Annotated in this window: 17 protein-coding genes and 2 pseudogenes; 7 read left to right on the top strand and 12 right to left on the bottom strand. The window is 60.8% G+C overall.

Features of this window, described 5'->3' with window-relative positions; all coding sequences use genetic code 11:
- Nucleotides 1–9: 9 nt before the first annotated feature.
- From HHL24_RS13150 to HHL24_RS13125, 6 genes and pseudogenes are all read right to left on the bottom strand, one after another.
- Entirely contained in the window at nt 10–579 is a 570-nt protein-coding gene (locus tag HHL24_RS13150; protein ID WP_169485890.1) for a methyltransferase family protein, read from the bottom strand.
- Nucleotides 580–716: 137 nt separating this feature from the next.
- Nucleotides 717–1,556: pseudogene (locus HHL24_RS13145) on the bottom strand (alpha/beta fold hydrolase); the annotation flags it as partial.
- Between the two features lie 479 nt (nt 1,557–2,035).
- The gene (gene cls / locus HHL24_RS13140) at nt 2,036–3,298 is read right to left on the bottom strand and encodes a cardiolipin synthase (RefSeq protein ID WP_169485888.1); all 1,263 of its coding nucleotides are present in this window, start codon (nt 3,296–3,298) and stop codon (nt 2,036–2,038) included.
- Between the two features lie 283 nt (nt 3,299–3,581).
- A complete protein-coding gene (locus HHL24_RS13135) occupies nt 3,582–4,067 on the bottom strand; it encodes a hypothetical protein (protein ID WP_169485887.1) in 486 nt (161 codons plus the stop codon).
- Nucleotides 4,068–4,089: 22 nt separating this feature from the next.
- On the bottom strand, nt 4,090–4,899 hold the full coding sequence (locus tag HHL24_RS13130) for an H-NS family nucleoid-associated regulatory protein (protein ID WP_169485886.1): 810 nt from the start codon (nt 4,897–4,899) through the stop codon (nt 4,090–4,092).
- A gap of 179 nt (nt 4,900–5,078) precedes the next feature.
- Nucleotides 5,079–5,417 (bottom strand): hypothetical protein, encoded by a 339-nt coding sequence (locus tag HHL24_RS13125; RefSeq protein WP_169485885.1) that lies wholly within the window; start codon nt 5,415–5,417, stop codon nt 5,079–5,081.
- Between the two features lie 303 nt (nt 5,418–5,720).
- Between HHL24_RS13125 and HHL24_RS13120 the strand changes: the two genes are divergently transcribed.
- Nucleotides 5,721–5,957: a hypothetical protein gene (locus HHL24_RS13120; RefSeq protein WP_169485884.1), complete on the top strand. Its 237-nt coding sequence runs from the start codon at nt 5,721–5,723 to the stop codon at nt 5,955–5,957.
- 10 nt (nt 5,958–5,967) lie between these two features.
- Here HHL24_RS13120 and HHL24_RS13115 read toward each other — a convergent pair whose 3' ends face one another.
- Nucleotides 5,968–7,041, bottom strand: a complete 1,074-nt coding sequence (locus tag HHL24_RS13115) for a DUF6765 family protein (protein ID WP_169485883.1) — start codon at nt 7,039–7,041, stop codon at nt 5,968–5,970.
- Nucleotides 7,042–7,176: 135 nt separating this feature from the next.
- Nucleotides 7,177–7,995, bottom strand: a complete 819-nt coding sequence (locus HHL24_RS13110) for a MipA/OmpV family protein (RefSeq protein ID WP_329606634.1) — start codon at nt 7,993–7,995, stop codon at nt 7,177–7,179.
- Nucleotides 7,996–8,123: 128 nt separating this feature from the next.
- Between HHL24_RS13110 and HHL24_RS13105 the strand changes: the two genes are divergently transcribed.
- Nucleotides 8,124–8,354, top strand: coding sequence for a DUF2964 family protein (locus HHL24_RS13105; RefSeq protein ID WP_169485882.1), 231 nt, complete (start codon nt 8,124–8,126; stop codon nt 8,352–8,354).
- 184 nt (nt 8,355–8,538) lie between these two features.
- Here the strand turns inward: HHL24_RS13105 and HHL24_RS13100 are convergent, their stop codons facing one another.
- Complete coding sequence (locus tag HHL24_RS13100; protein ID WP_087753251.1) at nt 8,539–8,886, bottom strand: FKBP-type peptidyl-prolyl cis-trans isomerase; 348 nt, start codon at nt 8,884–8,886, stop codon at nt 8,539–8,541.
- A gap of 270 nt (nt 8,887–9,156) precedes the next feature.
- Between HHL24_RS13100 and HHL24_RS13095 the strand changes: the two genes are divergently transcribed.
- Entirely contained in the window at nt 9,157–10,446 is a 1,290-nt protein-coding gene (locus HHL24_RS13095; RefSeq protein ID WP_169485880.1) for an NRAMP family divalent metal transporter, read from the top strand.
- 14 nt (nt 10,447–10,460) lie between these two features.
- Here HHL24_RS13095 and HHL24_RS13090 read toward each other — a convergent pair whose 3' ends face one another.
- Nucleotides 10,461–10,991, bottom strand: a complete 531-nt coding sequence (locus HHL24_RS13090; RefSeq protein WP_329606632.1) for a MarR family winged helix-turn-helix transcriptional regulator — start codon at nt 10,989–10,991, stop codon at nt 10,461–10,463.
- A 183-nt stretch (nt 10,992–11,174) separates the two neighbouring features.
- Between HHL24_RS13090 and HHL24_RS13085 the strand changes: the two genes are divergently transcribed.
- On the top strand, nt 11,175–12,746 hold the full coding sequence (locus HHL24_RS13085; RefSeq protein ID WP_169485879.1) for a sulfatase-like hydrolase/transferase: 1,572 nt from the start codon (nt 11,175–11,177) through the stop codon (nt 12,744–12,746).
- 149 nt (nt 12,747–12,895) lie between these two features.
- Complete coding sequence (locus HHL24_RS13080; protein ID WP_169485878.1) at nt 12,896–14,230, top strand: MFS transporter; 1,335 nt, start codon at nt 12,896–12,898, stop codon at nt 14,228–14,230.
- Nucleotides 14,231–14,250: 20 nt separating this feature from the next.
- Here the strand turns inward: HHL24_RS13080 and HHL24_RS13075 are convergent, their stop codons facing one another.
- Nucleotides 14,251–15,117: a carbon-nitrogen hydrolase family protein gene (locus tag HHL24_RS13075; protein ID WP_169485877.1), complete on the bottom strand. Its 867-nt coding sequence runs from the start codon at nt 15,115–15,117 to the stop codon at nt 14,251–14,253.
- A gap of 299 nt (nt 15,118–15,416) precedes the next feature.
- Between HHL24_RS13075 and HHL24_RS44560 the strand changes: the two genes are divergently transcribed.
- Both HHL24_RS44560 and HHL24_RS13065 read left to right on the top strand, forming a co-directional pair.
- On the top strand, nt 15,417–17,420 hold the full coding sequence (locus tag HHL24_RS44560) for a hypothetical protein (protein ID WP_169485876.1): 2,004 nt from the start codon (nt 15,417–15,419) through the stop codon (nt 17,418–17,420).
- 1,042 nt (nt 17,421–18,462) lie between these two features.
- Nucleotides 18,463–18,609 (top strand): annotated as a pseudogene (locus HHL24_RS13065) (SDR family oxidoreductase); the annotation flags it as partial.
- A gap of 38 nt (nt 18,610–18,647) precedes the next feature.
- On the opposite strand, the gene HHL24_RS13060 reads toward HHL24_RS13065, so the two are convergent.
- Nucleotides 18,648–19,634 carry a zinc-dependent alcohol dehydrogenase family protein gene (locus tag HHL24_RS13060; RefSeq protein ID WP_169485875.1) on the bottom strand — a complete coding sequence of 329 codons (987 nt, stop codon included), beginning with the start codon at nt 19,632–19,634 and terminating at the stop codon, nt 18,648–18,650.
- Between the last annotated feature and the right edge of the window lie 336 nt (nt 19,635–19,970).

Here is a 19,970-nt window from a genome sequence, read left to right as displayed (position 1 = left end):
TCAGGTCGCTCAGAAAAGACCGGGAATCAGCGCGGCGACGTCGCGACGATACTGCGAATACGCACGACCGAAGTGACCGGTCAGCCAGCTCTCCTCGACCCGAACCTTGTACGCCAGCGACGCGAAAATCAGCACTAGTCCAGCCACGCCACGCCATTGCGCGCCGATCAACACGGCGCCCAGAAGCGCCAGCAGGCAGCCGGTATAGATCGGATGACGAACCAGTCCATAAGGCCCGCTGCGCACCAGCTCGTGCCCTTCCTTCAGCGTGACCGACACGCTCCAGTTGGTGCCGAGATGCAGCCGCGCCCACACGGAAAACGCCAGGCCAGCCAGGAGCACGGCGAGGCCGGCAAGTTGCAGCGGCCCGATCGCATGCGGATCAACGGACAACGCCGCTGTGTTGAAGTCCGGCAGCACGATCAACGCGCCACCACCCATCAACGGAATCGACTGCAACGTGCGCGATAAAGACGCCTCCTTGCGCGCGGTCTCCTTGACGCGGTTCGACGTCGCGACCCAATACAGCAGCCACAGCGCCCACGGTACGACAATGGCGATGCTCTGAGCGATATTCACGGTAATTCGACCTGTTGGAACGAGTGATCGGCGGTGGCCTGCAACGCGACGTTCGCGACGTTTGCTATGGCGGATTGCTGCACCGGCATGATGGGCGAGCGTGCGGCGAACGCGTCGAAGCAGTCGAGCGCACGGCCCGCCGCCTGCACCCGCGCGGCGCCGAAGTAATCGAAAATCGCCGTCCGAACCTGGCGCAGCGCGGACCGCCCTTCGAGATCGAGGAAATGCCCCGCCTGCTCGATCGTGAGAAACTCCGCGCGCTTCAGATGCGCGCTGAGCGAGCGCGCGTCTTCAGGCGTGGTGTAGTCGTCGAACTCGCCGTTGAGGAATTTCAATCCGCAATCGATGTTGCGAAACTCGTGCAGATAGTCCTCGGGACGGATGGCCAGAATCTGGTCGACGTGAAAGGCCACCTGGTCCTGCTCATCGCGTGGCAGCGTAGAGAGGTAGCGGTAGTTGTAGAGCTTCATGATGCGCGGCAGGTGCCGGCCAACGGTATCGTTGAGCAACTGCGCGGCCTTCAGATTTTCGCCGGCGGCGATGTGGTCGCGTGCCGCGGTCACGTATGCGGTCATCGCCTCGTTGAGCCGCGGCGAGAACGACGCAATCACCGCGCGCCTCACGCTGGTGCGCGCCCGCGAAAGCGCAAGCAGCGACGCCACCCCGCCCCACGATACCGACAACAGGAAGCTCGGCTCGAATAAGCCTATTAGATGCAGCAGAATGTCGACTTCATCGTCTTTTGTAAGAACGAAGTCGCACGCGTTATGCGCTTTCGATTGACCCGCATAAGGTAAATCGAAACAAATTGGGTTATAGCGTTCGCCGAGATATTTGATTGTCTGTCCGAACGACGCCGTGGTGGCCAGCGCGCCGTTGATCAGAATGACACTCTCGAAGGCCGGATCGAATACGTGACGTTCAACGTAGACTTTCAGGCCCGCCGGTAGCGGAACAAGGAGTTTTTCGATGGGCATGGCGTATTCGCATGCACTTGCGCAAAGCAAATGCGTACCGATACCGCGCCCGCACTCGCGGACGCCTTGCGGCCGTACTACCGGGGATCAGGCCCATGCGACTTGCCTTTGCGTACATTTACGCCGGCAAATCCGATCCGCGACGACCGCTGCTGCACCGAAAACATGGTTCACTCGACGTGATACCTGCCTGCTCTCCCTGGTGCGCGCCTGAACTCAGACCCGCTTCAATCGAGCGTTCGATGCCTCGTAATATATTTATATGTAATTGCGCAAACGTTGCTTCAATCTCTGCACCATGCCATTTGCTGACGCCAGTCTGCCCGCACTGCGTGAAGACTTGATGTCAATGTACGATGACGGAATGCTTTTTAACATGTTTCAAAAATAAAAGCTAAAAAAATCATTGTGCATATGTTCGAAATTGGCAGGGAAAATGTTATTGAAAGGAAACAGCATCGCGTTGCGCAGTCATTGCATCACAGCTGCGTATCCAGCAGCGACGCGAACTTTTCAATCAGCTTCTCAGAGAGCGGCCGTCGCAGCCACGCGTCGAGCGTGATCTGGTGCGACTGCCTGATGTCGTCCGCGAAGGTTGCGGTTTGTTGTTGCGCGAAGTCGCGGTCGTAGATGTTCAGGTTCGCTTCGTCGTTGAGCTTGAACGAGCGGCTATCGAAATTGGTGGAGCCGACGGAGACCAGGTACTCGTCTACCACCAGCAACTTGCAATGAAACATGGTCGGCTGATACTCGAACATCTCGACACCCGCTCGCAGCAAATCGCCCCAACAGGCACGCGACGCTTCACGCACGGTATGGGTGTCGATACGTTTTCCGGGCGTGATGATCTGTACTTTCACGCCGCGCTTAGCTGCCTCGACGATCGCATTGATCGTCAGCTTGTCCGGTACAAAATAGGCACTCGCCAGATGAATGGAGTGGGTCGCCGCGGTGATCGCCATCAGATACATCAACTGCATGTCGTCGCTGCCGCCCGAAGGCGAGCTGCTGAACATATGCGCGTGGCCGTCACCGACGGCTTCGACTTGCGGAAAGTAGTCAGCCCCATGCAGCACATTGCCGGTCGCTTTAACCCAGTTGTCCATGAACACGGCCTGCATGTGGCCAACCACAGGGCCGGCCACACGAAAATGGGTATCGCGCCAATGCTTTTCGTCCTGCGCGTGGCCGGTCCACTCCGGCGCAATGCCCACGCCGCCAGTAAAACCGATATGCCCGTCAATCACCAGCAGCTTGCGGTGAGTGCGATCGTTCATCCGCCCGAGACCGGTCCAGTGCGGCTTGTGATACTGGATGACTTCCGCGCCCGCATCGTGCAGCATGTTCAGATAACGCTTGTCCATTCTCGACGAGCCCACCCAATCAAGCAGTACATGCACGGCGACGCCTTCGCGTGCTTTGTCCGCCAGTGCGCGAGCGATCTGCTCGCCAATGTCGCCGGACCAGTAGATGAAAGTTTCGAACGTGATGGTTTTACGTGCGGAACGGATGCCTTCGAGCATCGACGGAAAAATATGTTCGCCGTTCAGCAACATCTCGAAGCGGTTTCCAGAAACTACAGGCGGTCCGAGCAGTAGACCCATCGAACGGAGAAACTGCGGGTCGTCGCTTGCATAAAGCCGTTCAATCTTGTGTTCAATCTTTTTCTCGCCACTCGACAGATTGGCAATCACCAATACGATGACGAGCGTGACAAAGGCGGTAATTGGAATCGTCAGCATGCGTGGCCTCGATGCTAATCGGCAGGACGCGCCGGGTAGGCGCCCTGCGCCCCGCGGTTTGCGGTTTGGTGGGCACGCCCGGACCTTAAGCCCCGGCTTTCACTACCTGAGCAGGACGCATTGCGCGTGCCCGTTGTCGGGACCGCGTTTTGCTGCGCGGCGTGCCGATCGACTGGGAAGCAGCATCGGAGAGCCGAAACGCTGCGCCAGGCGAGCGTTTGGGCGTTAGGACAGAACCGGAAAGAGAGGCGGCGGCACCCAACGGCAACATCCGCCAGGAAGATTAACGGACCAACGAGAAAGCTTCCCGGCTCGCAATTTCACCCGCGCCATACACGCCGACCACCGTATAGTCCGACGCGACACATTCGAACGTCGAGGCCTGAAACGTGATGACAAAATGGCGCTGTACAGGACCGGGCGAAGTGACGGCCGAAATCTCGGCGGCCAGCGACGAATTCATGACTTCGTGAACCGAGTACCCACTGAGCCCTTGCGACGCAAGTGGATGGATCTCGAGATCGACATCGCCAGGCGGCCCGAGCCGATGAAACACGACGTCGGGAAACAGTACCGTGCAAAATGGATCGTCGTCGGAATCGAACGGTCCGAACCGTTCGAAGTCGGATTCAGCAATTGGATAGGCCAGAATCACCCGGCCGCCGCTGGCGACAATGAATGGTTCGGCGGCGTCGGCTGCCGGATGAGGAACAGAGTCCAGCAGGACGACATGGTCCTCCTGCTGGGGTACTTCGAGCGTGCTGGTCATCTACTTCGCGACTCCGTTGCGCTCACGCGCCGGCTTGCACCGTCGAGGTTAGTGGCGCCGCGGCAGCGCTTGTTGCGGCGGCTTTGCCTTTGCTACCCGTCTTGCGGCCCGGCGCTTTCCTGGCCGCTGCGGTTTTCTTCACAGCAGTCTTCTTCGCCCCGGCTTTCTTCGCTGCGGGCTTGGCCGCGCTTTTCTTTGCTGCAGCCTTTTTAGTCGCCGTGCCCTTCTTCGCGGCCGTTTTGGACGCGACTGCCTTTTTCGCCGTTACTACTTTTTTGGCAGCGAGATGGTTGGTCGCCGCAGCGCTATCGATCAGAAATTTGGTTCGGTCTTTGACCGTTGCGAGCCAAGCCGGTGCCGGACCGCGTCCGCTCCAGGTGGCGCCGGTTTTCGGATCGAGGTACTTGGGCGGCTGCGCGCCTTTGGGCTGGCCTTTGCTTCCGGCTTTGGCGTGAGTGACCACTGCCTTTGCCGCGGACTTCAATTCGCTAGCACCTTCAATCAGGAATTGAGTCCGGTCTTTCACGGCGGCAATCCAGGCCGGTGCACGCCCGTGGCCAGTCCAGGTCGCGCCGGTTTTATTATCGCGGTACTTCGGAATCGACTTGCCTGCACCGGCGGCTTTTGCGTTGCCACTCGCAGCACGCCCATTCAAGGCGTGCGCGGCGCGTCTCGCCTTTGCCTTTGCTTCGATATCTTCGGTAGTCAGGCCGTGCTTGAGCATCAATTCGCGAATCTGGTCGACCGCGACTTGTGCTTTCCTGGCAATAAGGACGTCAGCTTGCGCCTGGAGCTTCTTAAGCTTTGCTTGGATTTGCTCTAACGTGGGCATTTGATTGCTCCTTATGTGGTAATCGATCAAACTATGCCATGAATAGCGCCAGAAAGGCAGATCTATGCAACTATAAAGACAACAGGCTTACACGGGAATGCATCCAGTGGAGTACGAACCTTTCGCGTCCACTACCCGATTGCCACATTCTTTAACCTTTCTGATTGCTGGCCCGCCGCTTAAGTCGGAGTAAAAACGACGACCTGGCGGTCGGCGATATACCTCACGCTGCGCATGAACCGGTACTGTTGATCGTCGGCAGTTATCCGGTTAAGTCCCAACTGTGTCAATGCCAGCATCTCGTCGGCCTGAAAAGCGGCCACTACGCCGTGATCCGTCAAATCCTCCAGAGCGCCGGACGGATTGCCGACATAAACACTGCGCACCTGCGTGCCGATCCGCATCAGAACCACGCTTTGTCCTTCGTCGAGCGCCAGTTCGAGATAGCCGGCAAGCGTTCGTAATGAATCCGGCGTGCAAGCCTGAGCCTGATAGATCGCAGCGTTCGATGGCGTCATTTCTGTTTCCCCGTCACCCACGTCAAGAGAAGCCGGCCGCCGTGCAATGCGGCAATAGTCGCTTCTACTATAGGCAAGCATCCGGAGATTCAAAGGTCGGCAGTTCATTTTTTTAGCCGGTAACCCTGCGTTACCAATCTCGCAACGCTGTTTCACCTGTGTCCCGACTGTCCTTCTACACTCCGAATCGTAGTCAGAAGCAAAGCAGTGGCACGAATGGCATGAACGCGGCCGCTGGGGCGGCTATTGAAATGGCGCGCAAAAGCGCCACTTTCGGAACACTCAATATCAGGGTACTTTCAGATGAATGCTGGTTTTATCAAGGCCGCCCTCACGGCGGTTGCACTGACTTCGGCCGCAGTCGGCACGGCGAACGCGGCCGGCTGTATGAAAGGCGCAGTTGTGGGCGGGGTCGCCGGTCACTATGCCGGGCATCATGCGGTTGTAGGCGCGGTGGGCGGCTGTCTGGTGGGCCGACATATGGCCAGGAAAGAAGCGGAAGAGCGGGCCGCGCAACGTCAGCAAGTGAGGGAGCAATAGCCCGAACTGTTCACGCGATCCGCAGTCCGCACGCCGGCAAAATCTCCTGCGTAATTACGAAACGGTGCTCTTTGACGGCGTCGTGAAAGCGCCGGTAATCACTTTTCTCAAAGACATCGCTCCACCGGGGGCGATCCCCGCTGTCGTCGTCGGACTGCAAACCGGTGGCTTTGTATTTCCAGGAGCCGAGCCCCTTGGGCACATAATCCGGAATCGACTCTGACAGGCCTGGAATGGCATTGGTTTTCACCGCTTCGCAAATGGTCTGCAGGCGCTTGGTGTCATCCAGATTCCGATTGGTGTCGAGAAGCTTGGTGAGTGCGGCTTTTACATCTTCCGGCAGACCCGGCTGGCATTCAAAATCCTCCCTCCCCGCGACATAGGCGCGCACCGCGCGGCAAGTCATCTCGGCAGCCTGTATGAACTCCGGCAGATTGTGCCTTTTGATGCGTACATTTCTGCCGTCGATGTAATGCCATTTCGCCCACGGCTGGTCGGGATAGTGCAAGGCGGCGCCGTGACCGACGGGCAGTGCAAGCGTCAGCACATCTTCCTCGACGTGCTGGACCAGATGGCGCGTGGCGCGGGTGAGACGGGCAAACCAGCCCTCCCGCGTGCAATCTTCCGCCTCGAGCATATGAACGCGGTTCGTCGGGCTTTCGATACCGGCGAAACCCTGATGGGCCCATGTATCGACGTACGCGTGAAGCGTCACGCCCAGGCGGTGCAATGCCGTGTCGTTGCCCCGCTGCCGGATCGCCCGGCGAACCACCTCGCGAGCCACAGCGCTATCCGGGCGGCACACCGCCTTCTCTTCAAGCGTCTCCCCCTCACCGGCGGGCAAAAAATGAAATGGCGTCCACACCAGACGGTTCTGGTCGTCTTCCGTGTTGGTATAGTCAAAAAGCTTGTGCGCGGTGGCAAAACGCTCGAAAGTCTCGCCGCCGGAAAAACGCAGTATTCCTGAAGTGGTCGCGTCGTCGACATACTGGCAGGCATGTGCCACCGTGAGCGCCTCAGCAGGCGCCATCCCGCCAGTACGGGCGACGATATAGATCACCCCGTAGTGAAAGTCGATGTTCATGGCAAACGCTCCTGACGCGCGACGAATGACGGCTAGATCTTCCGGAATGCGCAAAGCGCGCCGCTGCAATATCGCCGCACGCGCAGAAGGTAAACGACCGAGTGCAGCAGGACTTTAAAAAAGACGCCGCTGCTTTTAGCGGAACGCATACGCCACGCCGACCCCATACGTGATCTGATTGCGCGTGCCGCGCTGCGTGACGATCGGACTGTCTGCGGCCGATCCCGTCAATCTCTGATAGTAAATCATCGCTCCGCCGAACCAGTTCCTGTTGAACTGATAGATCGCGGCGCCCCAGCTGGTGATCTGTTCCAGCCCGCCAGACGGACTGAATGCGGGCAGACCGCTGCGCCCGGCGTCTTCCGCGGTCACGCCGTAGTAGGTTTGATTGAAGCCCTGGCTGACCCAGCCGGCGCCCAGCCCTGCCCCGAGAAAGACGCGCGGCGACACCGGCGCCCACGCACTGCCGTTGACCGAAACGCGTGCGCCGGTATAAACGGCGCCCGCATTCGTCAAGACCGTGACGGAACCGCGCAGACGATACGGAAAACTACCGGCATGCTCATACTCGTAGCCGACATAGCCGCCACCCTCGACGGTGGTATCGACCTCGTGAATCTGCGAGACGACGGGGTCGTCGACATGCTTGCGTCCCAATCGCAGAGCGACGGCAGGGCCCCACTGGAAACCCGTTACGCCGCCGAAGTCGAATTGCGCATACGGTCCATACCATTCCAGCAGATGTCCTCCGCTGGTCACATAACGCAGGCCTGGCACGACACCCACCATGCGATCTTTACCGCCCGCGTAATCGGTGGCGGAGCCGACTCCGCCGCCAATCATATTAGGTAGTGAGTTCGGCAGATCGATCCCCGTCGCCCAGGCCACGTGAGTTGCGCTGCCGAATAGCGCCGCGACAACCAGATGCTGAATTTTCAGGTTTGTTGTTTGCACAGTCTGGCGGCTCATATATGCTTTGTGTAATTGGAAAACCAGCGGCAATGCGAAACTGCATGTCTTATCGCATTGTCTCTCATTCGAATCTTCGGCCCACTCGAAGGCGGGTGGAAAAGGATACTGCAATGAAACTCAATGAGTGGAGAGAGGGTGCAAGTCCGGAGCGGCGTAGCCTGATACGTAGCAAAGTTCACGTATTGCTGGCCGCTATCGGTACGCTTTCTTCTGTAGTCGGGATCGGCGTGGCCATCAACGGCGGCCTTGAATTCAATCGTACCAAAGTCTTCGTCGGCGTCGGCATTATCGTCGTTTCCACTATTGTGTATGTGTCGATGTTATTCACGCCAGCCGAGTAAGACCAGAACTTGTCTTCTTTTAGAAAATCCAGGCGATCGACTATACGTCAGGCTCGATCATCGCGCGAGCATCTCGATGCTTCATCGCGGATGGATTTCAGTGGGCAAATGCAGTGCCCTGAAAAAGAAAAACCCCGCTTCGATCTCCGGAGCGGGGTTCAGTCTAAGTGCGTTTCGCGCCGTATTACTTGACGATACCCACGAGTTCGACTTCAAACGTCAGGTCGCTATTCGGCGGGATCACGCCGACACCGCGATCGCCATAGGCCGTGGCCGCGGGGCAGGTCAGCTTGGCTTTGCCGCCGACCTTCATCTTTTGCACGCCTTGCGTCCAGCACGGAATCACGCGATTGAGCGGGAAGGTTGCCGGGCCGCCATGCTTCGCCGAGCTATCGAACTCGGTGCCGTTGGCGAGCGTACCGCGATAGTTGACCTTCACGACGTCGTCGGCGGCGGGCTGGGCACCCGTGCCCTGCGTAAGGTGTTCAACGATTACGCCGGAAGGCAGCTTTTCAGTGGTGGAAGCGGCCATCGCAGTGGAAGAAAGAACAGCCGCGGCGACCAAAGCAACGATAGATTTCAAAGCGAGTCTCCAGGTGGGTAGTGCGCGTCATTGTAGCGGATGACATATTGCATGCCGCCGCTCAGCGACGCAAACGATCCTGGAGGCAATGGAAATTGAGCGGCAAGGCCCGTGGCACAGAGAATGCTAACTGGTTGACCAGCGGCGTGTACCGCCGCCGCACGCGAGCACATGCGCTACGTAGACGACCCGACATGGTTCCCCTTACAGGCGGATACGATGACCACTGAAAATCTTGAACCGGAACTTGTCGTTGAAGACGTCGCCGAACGCTCCTGGATGAAGCGGTTAGGCCCCGGGCTGATTACTGGCGCCGCGGACGACGACCCGAGCGGCATCGCCACGTATTCGCAGGCCGGCGCGCAATTTGGTTTCGGACTGTTATGGACGTTGTTGGTCACCTACCCGCTGATGGTGTCGATACAGCTGGTCAGCGCGCGCATGGGACGGGTGACGGGCAGCGGACTCGCAACCAATTTGCGCCGCCACTACCCTGCTCCGCTGTTGTATCTCGCGGTACTGATTCTGCTCGCGGCCAACACCATCAATATCGCGGCCGATCTCGCGGCAATGGGCGCCGCCGCCAAACTGGTGATCGGCGGCCCGGTTCAACTCTATGTCGCGTTATTCGGCACAGTGTCCCTGCTGATGCAGGTATTCATTCCATACGAACGTTACGCGAGCGTTCTGAAATGGCTGACGCTTGCGTTGTTCGCCTACGTCGCCATCATCTTCGTGATTCCGATCGATTGGAAAGCGGTCGGCCTGAGTATCGTGAAGCCGCCGATCCAATTCTCCGGCGACTACCTGACCACCGTGGTTGCGGTGCTCGGGACGACGATCAGCCCATATCTCTTCTTCTGGCAGGCGTCGCAGGAAGTCGAGGAGATCCGCTCGAAACCGGCGGAGCAAGCGCTCTTGCGCGCGCCGATACAAGCGTCCGCCCAACTGAAGCGAATCAACATAGACACGTGGGTCGGCATGGCCGTTTCGAACAGCGTGGCGTTTTTTATCATGCTCACGGCCGCCGCCACGCTGCACGTGCACCACATCGAAGTAAAAACCACCGCCGATGCCGCCAGTGCGCTCAAGCCGATCGCCGGCAACCTGGCGTTTGCGCTGTTCAGTCTCGGCATCATCGGCACGGGTTTGCTGGCATTGCCGGTGCTGGCAGGTTCGGCCGCTTATGCGGCAGCGGGCACGATGAAATGGCGCAACAGCCTGGCGTTACAGGTGAATCTGGCCAAGCAGTTCTATGCCGTGATCGCCGTCGCGATTGTCGGCGGTATTGCGCTCACGTTCATGCGGCTCGACCCGATCAAAGCGCTGTATTGGAGCGCGGTTATCAACGGCGTCGCGGCCGTGCCGATCATGGCGCTGGTGATGGTGATGGCGGCCAGCCCCAAGGTCATGGGCCAGTTCGCTGTGACCGGCTGGTTGCGCTGGCTTGGCTGGCTCGCCACCGCCGCAATGGGGCTGGCGGCCGTCGGCATGTTCTGGCCGACGTGATGAAGCGAGTGGGCTTATTCGACGTCTTCGCTGAGTAACGGCATCGGCCCGCTTCTGGCGATCTCGCGTTGCGTCAGTTGCGCGGCTTGCTGCTCCATCCGCTTGAGCAGGCCGTCGAGTAAATGCGCTTCTTCATCACTCAGGCAGGCCGCGAACTCAGTGTTATAGCGTTGCCCGCTTACGCGTGCCTGTTCATAGGCGATGCGGCCAGCTTCGGTGAGCGCGAGCACGGCCACCCGCTTGTTCTCCGGCAGGCGCGTCTTCGCAATCAAACCCTTCTTCACCATATTGGCGACGCAGCGGCTCGCCACCACCATGTCGAGCGCGGCCATTTCGGCGAGTTGCGTGAGGCTCGCGTCCGGGTACTTGCCGACGAACGCGAGAATGCGCCAGTCGCGCCGGCTAATGCCAAGTTCGCGCCGGAACATCAGACCGACGCCCTGAGTCGCCACACGCGCCAGGTTGTGAAGCCTGTAGAGCAGAAATTCGTCTATGTGCTGGGGATGCTTCAGCACGGGTAGCGATTGAGGGTCGGTCGCAGGCACGGTGAGCGTACATCTAGTAAGGGATTGCCGGCCATTATGACGCGCTTTGGTGGCGACGGCCCCAGCGCATTGTGCGTCTGCACATATATTTGATTAGGTCAATCGTCAGTTTCGTTTCTAGCATCGAAGCCTCTCCCCGGTTTCTCCTACTTCAGGCCGCAAGGCCACAGACGGTGCTTATAGATGGCGGACACCCGCAACGTTCTCTTCATCATGTGCGACCAGCTGCGCCGCGATCATCTCGGCTGCTACGGACATCCCTACCTTAAAACCCGTCATATCGACGCGCTGGCCGCGCGCGGCGTGCGTTTCGACAATGCCTTCGTCAGCTCCGGCGTGTGCGGTCCGTCGCGCATGTCGTATTACACCGGCCGGACGATGAGCAGTCACGGTGCCAACTGGAACCGCGTGCCGCTCTCGATCGGTGAAATGACGCTCGGCGAATACCTGCGCCTGAATGGCCGCTCGCTCGCGCTGGCCGGCAAGACGCACGTGATGGCCGACGGCAACGGCATGCAGCGGCTCGACATCGCGCGTCAAAGTCCGCTCGGGCAGCGCCTCTCAACCGGTTCTTTCGATGAGCTCGACCGCTATGACGGTCACCACGAACCCGGCAAGGAGAGCGGCTATCCGGCCTTTTTGCGCGAACACGGCTACGTCAGCGATAAACCGTGGAGCGACTTCGCGATCAGTGTGGAAGACGACAGCGGCGCGGTGCAATCCGGCTGGAAAATGCGCAACGTGCGCTGGCCGGCGCGGGTGGCCGAGCCGCATTCCGAAACGGCTTACATGACGAATCAGGCGATCCGCTATATCGAGCAGCAAGGCGACACGCCGTGGGCATTGCATTTGTCGTACGTAAAGCCGCATTGGCCCTATGTCGCGCCGCGTCCCTATCACAACCTGTATTCGCTCGATCAATGCCTGCCGCTCGCGCGCAAGGCCGCCGAACTCGACAATGCGCACCCGGTTGTTGCCGCGTATCGCACTCAGGAAGAGTGCGTTAATTTCGCGCGTGAAGAAGTGTCGAACACCGTGCGGCCGGTCTATCAAGGCTTGATCCAGCAGATCGATGATCACCTCGGCCAACTGTGGGACACGCTCGATCGGCTCGGCCGCTGGCAAGACACCTTGATCGTGTTCACCGCCGACCACGGTGACTTCCTCGGCGATCATTGGCTCGGCGAGAAGGAACTGTTCTACGACACCGTGCAGCGCGTGCCGATGATCGTCTACGATCCGTCGACGCGTGCCGACGTCACCCGCGGCAGTGCCGAAGCGCGCTTCGTGTCGGGCATCGACGTGGTGCCGACCGTGCTCGACGCGCTCGGCCTGCCGGCCCATGAAGAGCGTATCGAAGGACATTCGGTGCTCGCGCTCACGCGCGGCGAAACGGAGCGCGCCGAAGGCTGGCGCGATTACGTGGTCTCCGAACTCGACTATAGCTTCCGCGGCGCGCGTCTCGCACTGGAACGCAAGCCCGACGAATGCCGCGGCTGGATGGTGCGTGATACGCGCTGGAAATACATACACTGGCAGGGCTATCGCCCGCAACTCTTCGATCTGGCGAACGATCCGGACGAATACGTCGATCTCGGCGCCGATGCGAGTCACGCCATCATCCACGCGCAAATGCATGCGAAGCTCGCCGACTGGTACGGCTCATTGAAACAGCGCGTCACGATCGATAACCCGACTGTCGAAAGCAAGACCGACACGCACAAAGACTGGGGGGTCTTTTTCGGCGAGTGGTAGTACAGGCAACTGGCGCTAACGACGCGAATGCGGCCTCGATGAGAGACTCAAGCAGAGCCTCAAGCAGAGCCTCAAGCAGAGATTGACGCTGCGCCTCACAAAACCATCATATGCGTCCGGCCCAACGTGCCGGGCCGCCAGGAGACACCATGCAGCGCTCGCCAGCCCTTACGCCCGACGACGCGATTTATCGCAAGATCGCGCGGCGCATCGTGCCGTTTCTGTTCATCTGCTACGTGGTCAATTTCATCGACCGCGTCAACATCGGCTTTGCAAAGCTGCAGTTCCTGCAGGATCTGAAACTCGACGACGCCGTGTTCGGTTTCGCGGCGGGGATGTTCTTCGTCGGCTACCTGGTGTTCGAGTTGCCGAGCAATCTGCTGCTGGATCGTATCGGCGTGCGCAAGACGCTCCTGAGGATTATGGTGCTGTGGGGTGGTTTGACGGTGCTGCTGATGTTCGTCAGGAGCGCGAGCATGCTGTATCTGCTGCGCTTTCTGCTGGGCGCTGCCGAAGCCGGCTTTTTTCCCGGCATCATTCTTTACCTGACGTATTGGTTTCCCGATCGGCAACGTGGACGCATCACGAGTCTGTTCATCATGGCCGTGCCGTTGGCAGGCATCATCGGCGGCCCGCTGTCGGGCTGGATCATGGTGCATTTCCACGACATGCTCGGCTTGCATGGCTGGCAGTGGCTGTTCCTGATCGAAGGCGTCCCGGCCATCGTGCTCGGCGTTATGGCGATGCTCTATCTGGACGATCGTCCGCTGCACGCAAAATGGCTGAACGACGCAGAAAAGGCCCACGTCACCGCTGCGCTTGAAGCGGATCGAAAACAGCGCGGCACACACCACGCGCCGCCCGCGCGACTCTCCGATGTGTTGCGCAACCCGCGGATCTATCTGCTGTCGGCGATCTATTTCTGCGTGTTCATGGGACTCAATGCGGTCGGCTTCTGGATTCCGACGCTGCTGCGGCACGTCGGCGTGCAACAGATCGCCAATATCGGCTGGTTGAGCGGTGCGATTTCGGTTTGCACAGCCATCGGTATCGTGGTGATCGGACGCAGCTCGGATCGTCACGCCGAACGGCGCTGGCATGTGGCGGGCTGCGGCTTCGCGGTGGCCGGCAGTTTTCTGCTGCTGCCGCTCGCCGCGCATAGCGTTCCCTTCACCGTTACCCTGCTGGTGGTTGCGTCGACCTGCATCTACGCGACTCTGAGCATTTTCTGGACGATCCCCACCGCCTATCTGGATGGCGGCGCCGCTGCGGCCGGTATCGCGACGATTACCGCGATCGGCGCGATTGGCGGCGCGGTAAGCCCTTCGTTGGTCGGGATGCTGAAGGCCGAAACCGGCAGCGTCTACGCTGGCTTTGCGGTTATCGCGGTGCTCCTGATCGTGGGCATGGTTGCGCTGCTGTGGGCCGTGCCCGCGCCAAAACGCAAAGGGATCAGCGCGGGGCAGCCAGTTGCGCTGAAGTAAGCACTTGTGCGTGCCGTTGGTTAATCCAGACGACGCACCACGTAACCACCCGCCGTTTCATCGCCGTACGCCTTGAAGTCCGTGAGCACCGTCTCGCGCTCACGGACATCGGCGAGCACGGCGGGATCGAGTAGCGCAGTGATCACTTCTTCCCGTTCGCGGCTCGCTTCCTCTATCACGTCGCCATAAGGGCCCCAGATCGCGCTCGCACCACACGTTTCCCAGCCGCCTGTGGTGCCGACGTGATTCGACAGCAAGACGTACAGGGTGTTGTCGAAAGCACGCGCCGGAAACCAGATGCGTGACTGGTGATAGCCCGTCTTCAGGCTGAAGAGCGCGCTCACCAGATACGCGTGCGCGCCGTTCACTGCGGCGCTGCGCGCATGCTCCGGAAAGCCGGAGTCGTAGCACACGCCGAGCGCAAGCCGCCATCCCTCAATCTCCAGCATGCAGCCTTGCGTGCCCGGCTGGTAAATCTTCGTCTCGCTGCTGTAGAGATGCTGCTTGTGATACGGCTCGATCAGCTCGCCGGAACGGTTGAACACCAGCGAAGAAATATGAAGGCCGCCCAAGCCGCCTACGCCACGTGTTGCCGCACCGACGATCACGGCGATCTCGCGCTGGCGGCAAACTTCCCGAATCGGCGCGAGCCGCGCATCGTGATCTTCGAAGGCGTATTTTGCGGGGTCGCCGGCAATCAGGCCAGGCTCATAGCCGCTCAGGAATTTCTCGGGAAAAACCACCAGTTTCGCGCCGCGGTCGGCGGCAACGCAAGTCAGCTCGACTGTTTTGGCAATGTTTGCCGTGACGTCGCCGCAAACCGGTTGCGCTTGCGCTGCTGCAATTCGCAATGGCGATTGCGGTAGCGGGGCCTGTTTGTTATTCAACGCGAACTCCGTTATGAATGGATTGTTGCGATATGCCCGCTGGGACCTGGCTTTGGCGTTTTAGATGGCGAGCGAGGCTTCGGCATTTAATCATGGACGGCACTCTATCAGGCGGACGCCGTTTGCGTTTCCGCGGATCGCGTCGAGCGGATGCTTGCCGAGCTTCAGAAGGCAGGTGATTGAAGTGACGCAGTGGGGGGCCGGGGTAGCGGTGGGTTGTTTTGGTTGGGAAGATGCGAGAGGTTGCTGCGAGTCATCCCATCGACGGGATTGCCTTCGGGTTGAAGGCAAATCGGTCGATGGGATTTTTTACTTTCTGGATTATCGCGCGTTGGTTTTTTTGTTTTTTTCTGTTTCTGTTTTGCGCGGGATTGGCGGACCTGACGGTGAGCGGACGGTCGACTGTCCGCTCGTGTGATCGCGGCCGGGACATCAGCGCGGGAAGCCGTTTGCCGGCTGCCGCGCGCAGAGGATCGCCCGCTGCGTCAGTGGCCGTGGCCACCGCCGTAACCGCCGCCATGGCCGCCGCCGCTACCGAAGCCACCACCGAAGCCGCCGCCGTGGCCCTGGCCGCTGCCGCCTTTGCCGCTGCCGCCTTTGCCACCGTCGCCTTTGCCACCGTCGCCTTTGCCACCGTCGCCATGGCCGCCATCGCCGTGACCGCCGTCGCCGCGACCGCCAGCTCCATGGCCACCGTCACCGTGGCCGCCATCGCCATGGCCGCCGTCGCCGCGACCGCCAGCGCCATGGCCACCGTCACCGTGGCCACCATCCCCGTGACCACCGTCACCATGGCCGCCATCGCCGTGGCCACCGTCACCGTGGCCACCATCCCCGTGACCACCGTCACCATGGCCGCCATCGCCGTGGCCACCGTCGCCGCGACCACCAGCGCCGTGACCACCAGCGCCATGGCCACCGTCACCATGACCGCCATCACCGTGGCCGCCATCGCCGTGACCACCGTCACCATGACCGCCATCGCCATGACCGCCATCGCCGTGACCACCATCACCATGGCCACCGTCGCCGTGACCGCCATCGCCGTGACCGCCATCGCCGTGGCCGCCATCGCCATGACCGCCATCGCCGCGGCCACCGTCACCATGACCGCCATCGCCATGACCGCCATCGCCTTGGCCACCGTCACCATGACCGCCATCACCGTGGCCGCCATCGCCATGACCTCCGTCGCCGTGACCGCCGTCACCATGACCGCCGTCGCCATGACCGCCATCGCCGTGGCCACCGTCACCGTGGCCGCCATCACCATGGCCACCATCACCATGACCGCCATCGCCATGACCACCATCGCCATGACCGCCATCGCCGTGGCCGCCATCGCCATGACCGGCGTCGCCGTGACCGCCATCGCCGTGACCGCCGTCGCCGTGGCCGCCATCACCATGACCACCATCGCCGTGACCACCATCGCCGTGACCGCCATCACCATGACCACCATCGCCGTGACCGCCATCACCGTGACCGCCATCACCGTGACCACCGTCACCATGGCCGCCGTCGCCGTGGCCGCCATCGCCATGGCCACCGTCACCATGGCCGCCGTCGCCGTGGCCGCCATCGCCATGACCGCCGTCGCCGTGACCGCCATCGCCGTGGCCGCCATCGCCGTGACCGCTATCGCCATGACCGCCATCGCCGTGGCCGCCATCGCCATGACCGGCGTCGCCGTGACCGCCATCGCCGTGGCCGCCATCACCATGACCACCATCGCCGTGACCGCCATCACCATGGCCACTATCGCCGTGACCGCCATCGCCGTGGCCACCATCACCGTGACCGCCATCACCGTGACCACCGTCGCCATGACCGCCATCACCGTGACCACCGTCGCCATCACCGTGACCACCGTCGCCATGACCGCCATCACCGTGACCACCGTCGCCATCACCGTGACCACCGTCGCCATGACCGCCATCACCGTGACCACCGTCGCCATGACCGCCATCACCATGGCCACCATCGCCATGACCGCCATCGCCGTGGCCACCGTCACCATGACCATGACCATGGTGGCCATGGCCGCCGTGATGCCCACCGTTACTACCGCCGTCACCATTGCCGCCCGACCCGCCATCACCGCCGTCGCCACTGCCACCTGTCCCACCACTGCCTGTTCCGCCACTACCCGTCCCACCGCTGCCAGTCCCGCCACTACCCGTCCCACCGCTACCCGTCCCACCGCTACCCGCCCCACCACTACCCGCCCCACCACTACCCGCCCCACCACTACCCGCCCCACCCTTCCCCCCACTACCGCTCCCCGCACTGCCAGTGCCTAATCCCGCCGCGACCGACCCGGGCGACGAAGTTCCGCTGCCATTGCTGTTCTGTGAGCCCGAAGACGACGTCGACCCGAGACCTGCGGCCGCTGCCACTCCAACTCCCCCGGATGCCCGCGATCCACCGTCCTGCTGCTTGCAGCCAGACGCGTCGAATGGCGCACAAGGCATCGGCAACGCTTGCGCAACCATCAGTTGCGTCGAATTTACCGACGGCGCCGCAGGTGTCGCCGCATTCGTTTGAGCACCCGCCATCGCAGCATAAAGACTGACAGCAACCGCCAATACCGCTCTGCTTGTCCCCAACCCTCGCGCATCCCCGGTTTGCTTTTTCATTTCATTCTCCTAAACATATATTTCGAAAGACAGATCCAGATAACGAGTGAATCCCTGTTCGCTGTTAAAAATGAAACTTCGAAGCCCGGTCGACATTGCCGCGTACCACACGAAAACTGCGTGACACCCGGCATCTCTCCCGCGGAAAATCCCGATCCGGTTTCACCTGGTCTGGGATAAACGACTCACTGTGCGCGAACAAATCCTTGAGAGAACACAGCAGGGCCTGATGGACGTTGAAGTTATGCGGAGCGCCGTCTGGTGACCGTGCGGTAGCCCACGCAATGCGATATTGATGGTCTGTTTCCGATCAATTGCGTTGCGCAACTGTCAAGGATCGTTAATTGCCGCCCCTCTGAACCGCTGGAAATTTTTGCTTTTAGATATGCAGTCCAAACTATTATTTTTTTATTGGACGCATGGATCTCTTCATCAGATGAATCGAACCACCGCAGGCGAACCTGTTCTCTACAGGAAGTAGTTCCCACGGAAAGGAATAGACCGTAACGCGAACAAACGTTTCGTATAAGTGCTTGTCCGAACACAAAAAAGAATTTGCAAAAGCGGGAGTGCGGGCAATCACACAGACAGTGCAAAAATCAGACGCGAGGCACGCTCCGTTACGCACATCGACCGCCGTCTCTGCATGAGCGCCGTCTTTACCCGTGCGCCATCCCACTAAGCGAGCGAGAAAACCGAATCGGGGGTGCGCCTGATCGCCAGTTCGACACCGGTGCGGCGCGTCACGACGCCTGAAGAGTTCGCCGACGCCGTGCTGTTCTTCCTGTCACCGTGGGCGCGCGCGGTCACCGGTCAGAATCTGATCGTGGACGGCGGCCTCGTAAAGGGCTAATCCAACGGTGCGCAGCAACGCTGCATTCAGCGTTCCGCTCAATTCACCTCGACCACAATTTTGCCTCGCGCGCTAGCGTCGGCCAGCGCGTCATAAGCAAGCTCCGTAGAGCGCAGATCAAAGCGCCGTGCGTCGAGGCGGGGCGCGAGTCTGTTTTCTTCAGCGAGCCGCGCTGCCACACGCAGCATCTCGCCGTGATGCGCGCGGCCTTCGCCGGAAAGCAACGCATGCAGCGTGAACACGCCCGAGTAAGTAGCTTCGCGAAACGACAGCGGCGCTAGCGCATGCGTGCCCCATCCGAGCGCGCTGACCACGTGGCCGAAATGCTTCACGGCGGTAAACGATGCGTCGAGCGTCGCCCCGCCGACCGTATCGACGACCAGGTCAAAACCCGCGCCATCGGTCGCAGACTGGACATATTGCGCAACCGGCTGCGCACGGTAATCGATCGCTGTAGCACCGAGCGCCTCCACCACGCTGCGATCGCGCTCGCTGACAGTCGCAAAGACCTTCGCACCGAGCGCGAGCGCCAACTGCACTGAGACGTATCCGACACCGCCCGCGCCGCCATGCACGAGCACCGTTTGCCCTGCCTGCAAATGCGCGCGATCGACAATGCCCGAGTACGCCGTGATGAAAGCAAGCGGCAGCGCAGCGGCTTCGCGCATCGAGAGATTGGACGGTTTCAAGGCCAGCAGGTCCGCATCGACAGATGCGTATTGCGCCAGCGAACCTTGCAGGCCGCCCACGCCACCCGTCATTCCATACACCTGATCGCCCGCCTTGAACCCGTCGACACCCTCGCCCACGGCCTCGACGACGCCCGCCATGTCGATGCCCAATACCGCCGGCAACGGATGTTTCGCGTGCCCGGCGGCGCCGGCGCGAATCTTGGTGTCGAGCGGATTCAGGCCGCTCGCGGCGATTCGCACCAGCACCTCACCGCGCGCAGGCTCGGGGCGCGGCAGTTCGGTAAGTTCGAGCGGGCCGTCGTGATGCTTGAGAACGAGAGCTTGCATGGACATGACGCTTCCTCGGGGATTGATGGTGAACGAGTCGATACGGGCATAATCCTCCGTGCGAAACAGCATGTAAATCGACACTTCCGCACGGCACGCGCATCAGCCGGCGCGGCGCCACGCCGCGAAAATGCGCCTTTCGGCCACAAAAGTGTCGCCACGCAGCCACCACCGCAGCGCACAACCAACACTTCTTCGCGCCATCTTTTCCCGAAGCGTTTCCATCATCCACCGCATCGCCGCGGTTCTTCATTCCCGCCGCAACGCGCGGACACTTGCCGCGCGCGCTTTCGCGCGGCGTCGATGACAGACGCGGGTTTACCTTCGTTTGACTTGTGGAAA

Origin of the sequence: Paraburkholderia polaris, from assembly GCF_012927345.1 — a bacterium.
Classification (GTDB): domain Bacteria; phylum Pseudomonadota; class Gammaproteobacteria; order Burkholderiales; family Burkholderiaceae; genus Paraburkholderia; species Paraburkholderia polaris.
Note: the sequence above shows the minus strand (reverse complement) of the source record. Positions and strands in the feature narration are given on the sequence as shown.

What these genes read in the sequence shown, in the direction of transcription:
- HHL24_RS13085 (WP_169485879.1), top strand. Translation starts at nt 11,175, where the DNA reads ATGGCGGACACCCGCAACGTTCTCTTCATCATGTGCGACCAGCTGCGC.
- HHL24_RS13060 (WP_169485875.1), bottom strand. Translation starts at nt 19,634, where the DNA reads ATGTCCATGCAAGCTCTCGTTCTCAAGCATCACGACGGCCCGCTCGAA.
- HHL24_RS13125 (WP_169485885.1), bottom strand. Translation starts at nt 5,417, where the DNA reads ATGACGCCATCGAACGCTGCGATCTATCAGGCTCAGGCTTGCACGCCG.
- HHL24_RS13115 (WP_169485883.1), bottom strand. Translation starts at nt 7,041, where the DNA reads ATGAACATCGACTTTCACTACGGGGTGATCTATATCGTCGCCCGTACT.
- cls (WP_169485888.1), bottom strand. Translation starts at nt 3,298, where the DNA reads ATGCTGACGATTCCAATTACCGCCTTTGTCACGCTCGTCATCGTATTG.
- HHL24_RS13080 (WP_169485878.1), top strand. Translation starts at nt 12,896, where the DNA reads ATGCAGCGCTCGCCAGCCCTTACGCCCGACGACGCGATTTATCGCAAG.
- HHL24_RS13120 (WP_169485884.1), top strand. Translation starts at nt 5,721, where the DNA reads ATGAATGCTGGTTTTATCAAGGCCGCCCTCACGGCGGTTGCACTGACT.
- HHL24_RS13130 (WP_169485886.1), bottom strand. Translation starts at nt 4,899, where the DNA reads ATGCCCACGTTAGAGCAAATCCAAGCAAAGCTTAAGAAGCTCCAGGCG.
- HHL24_RS13095 (WP_169485880.1), top strand. Translation starts at nt 9,157, where the DNA reads ATGACCACTGAAAATCTTGAACCGGAACTTGTCGTTGAAGACGTCGCC.
- HHL24_RS13105 (WP_169485882.1), top strand. Translation starts at nt 8,124, where the DNA reads ATGAAACTCAATGAGTGGAGAGAGGGTGCAAGTCCGGAGCGGCGTAGC.
- HHL24_RS13100 (WP_087753251.1), bottom strand. Translation starts at nt 8,886, where the DNA reads ATGGCCGCTTCCACCACTGAAAAGCTGCCTTCCGGCGTAATCGTTGAA.
- HHL24_RS13135 (WP_169485887.1), bottom strand. Translation starts at nt 4,067, where the DNA reads ATGACCAGCACGCTCGAAGTACCCCAGCAGGAGGACCATGTCGTCCTG.
- HHL24_RS44560 (WP_169485876.1), top strand. Translation starts at nt 15,417, where the DNA reads ATGGGATTTTTTACTTTCTGGATTATCGCGCGTTGGTTTTTTTGTTTT.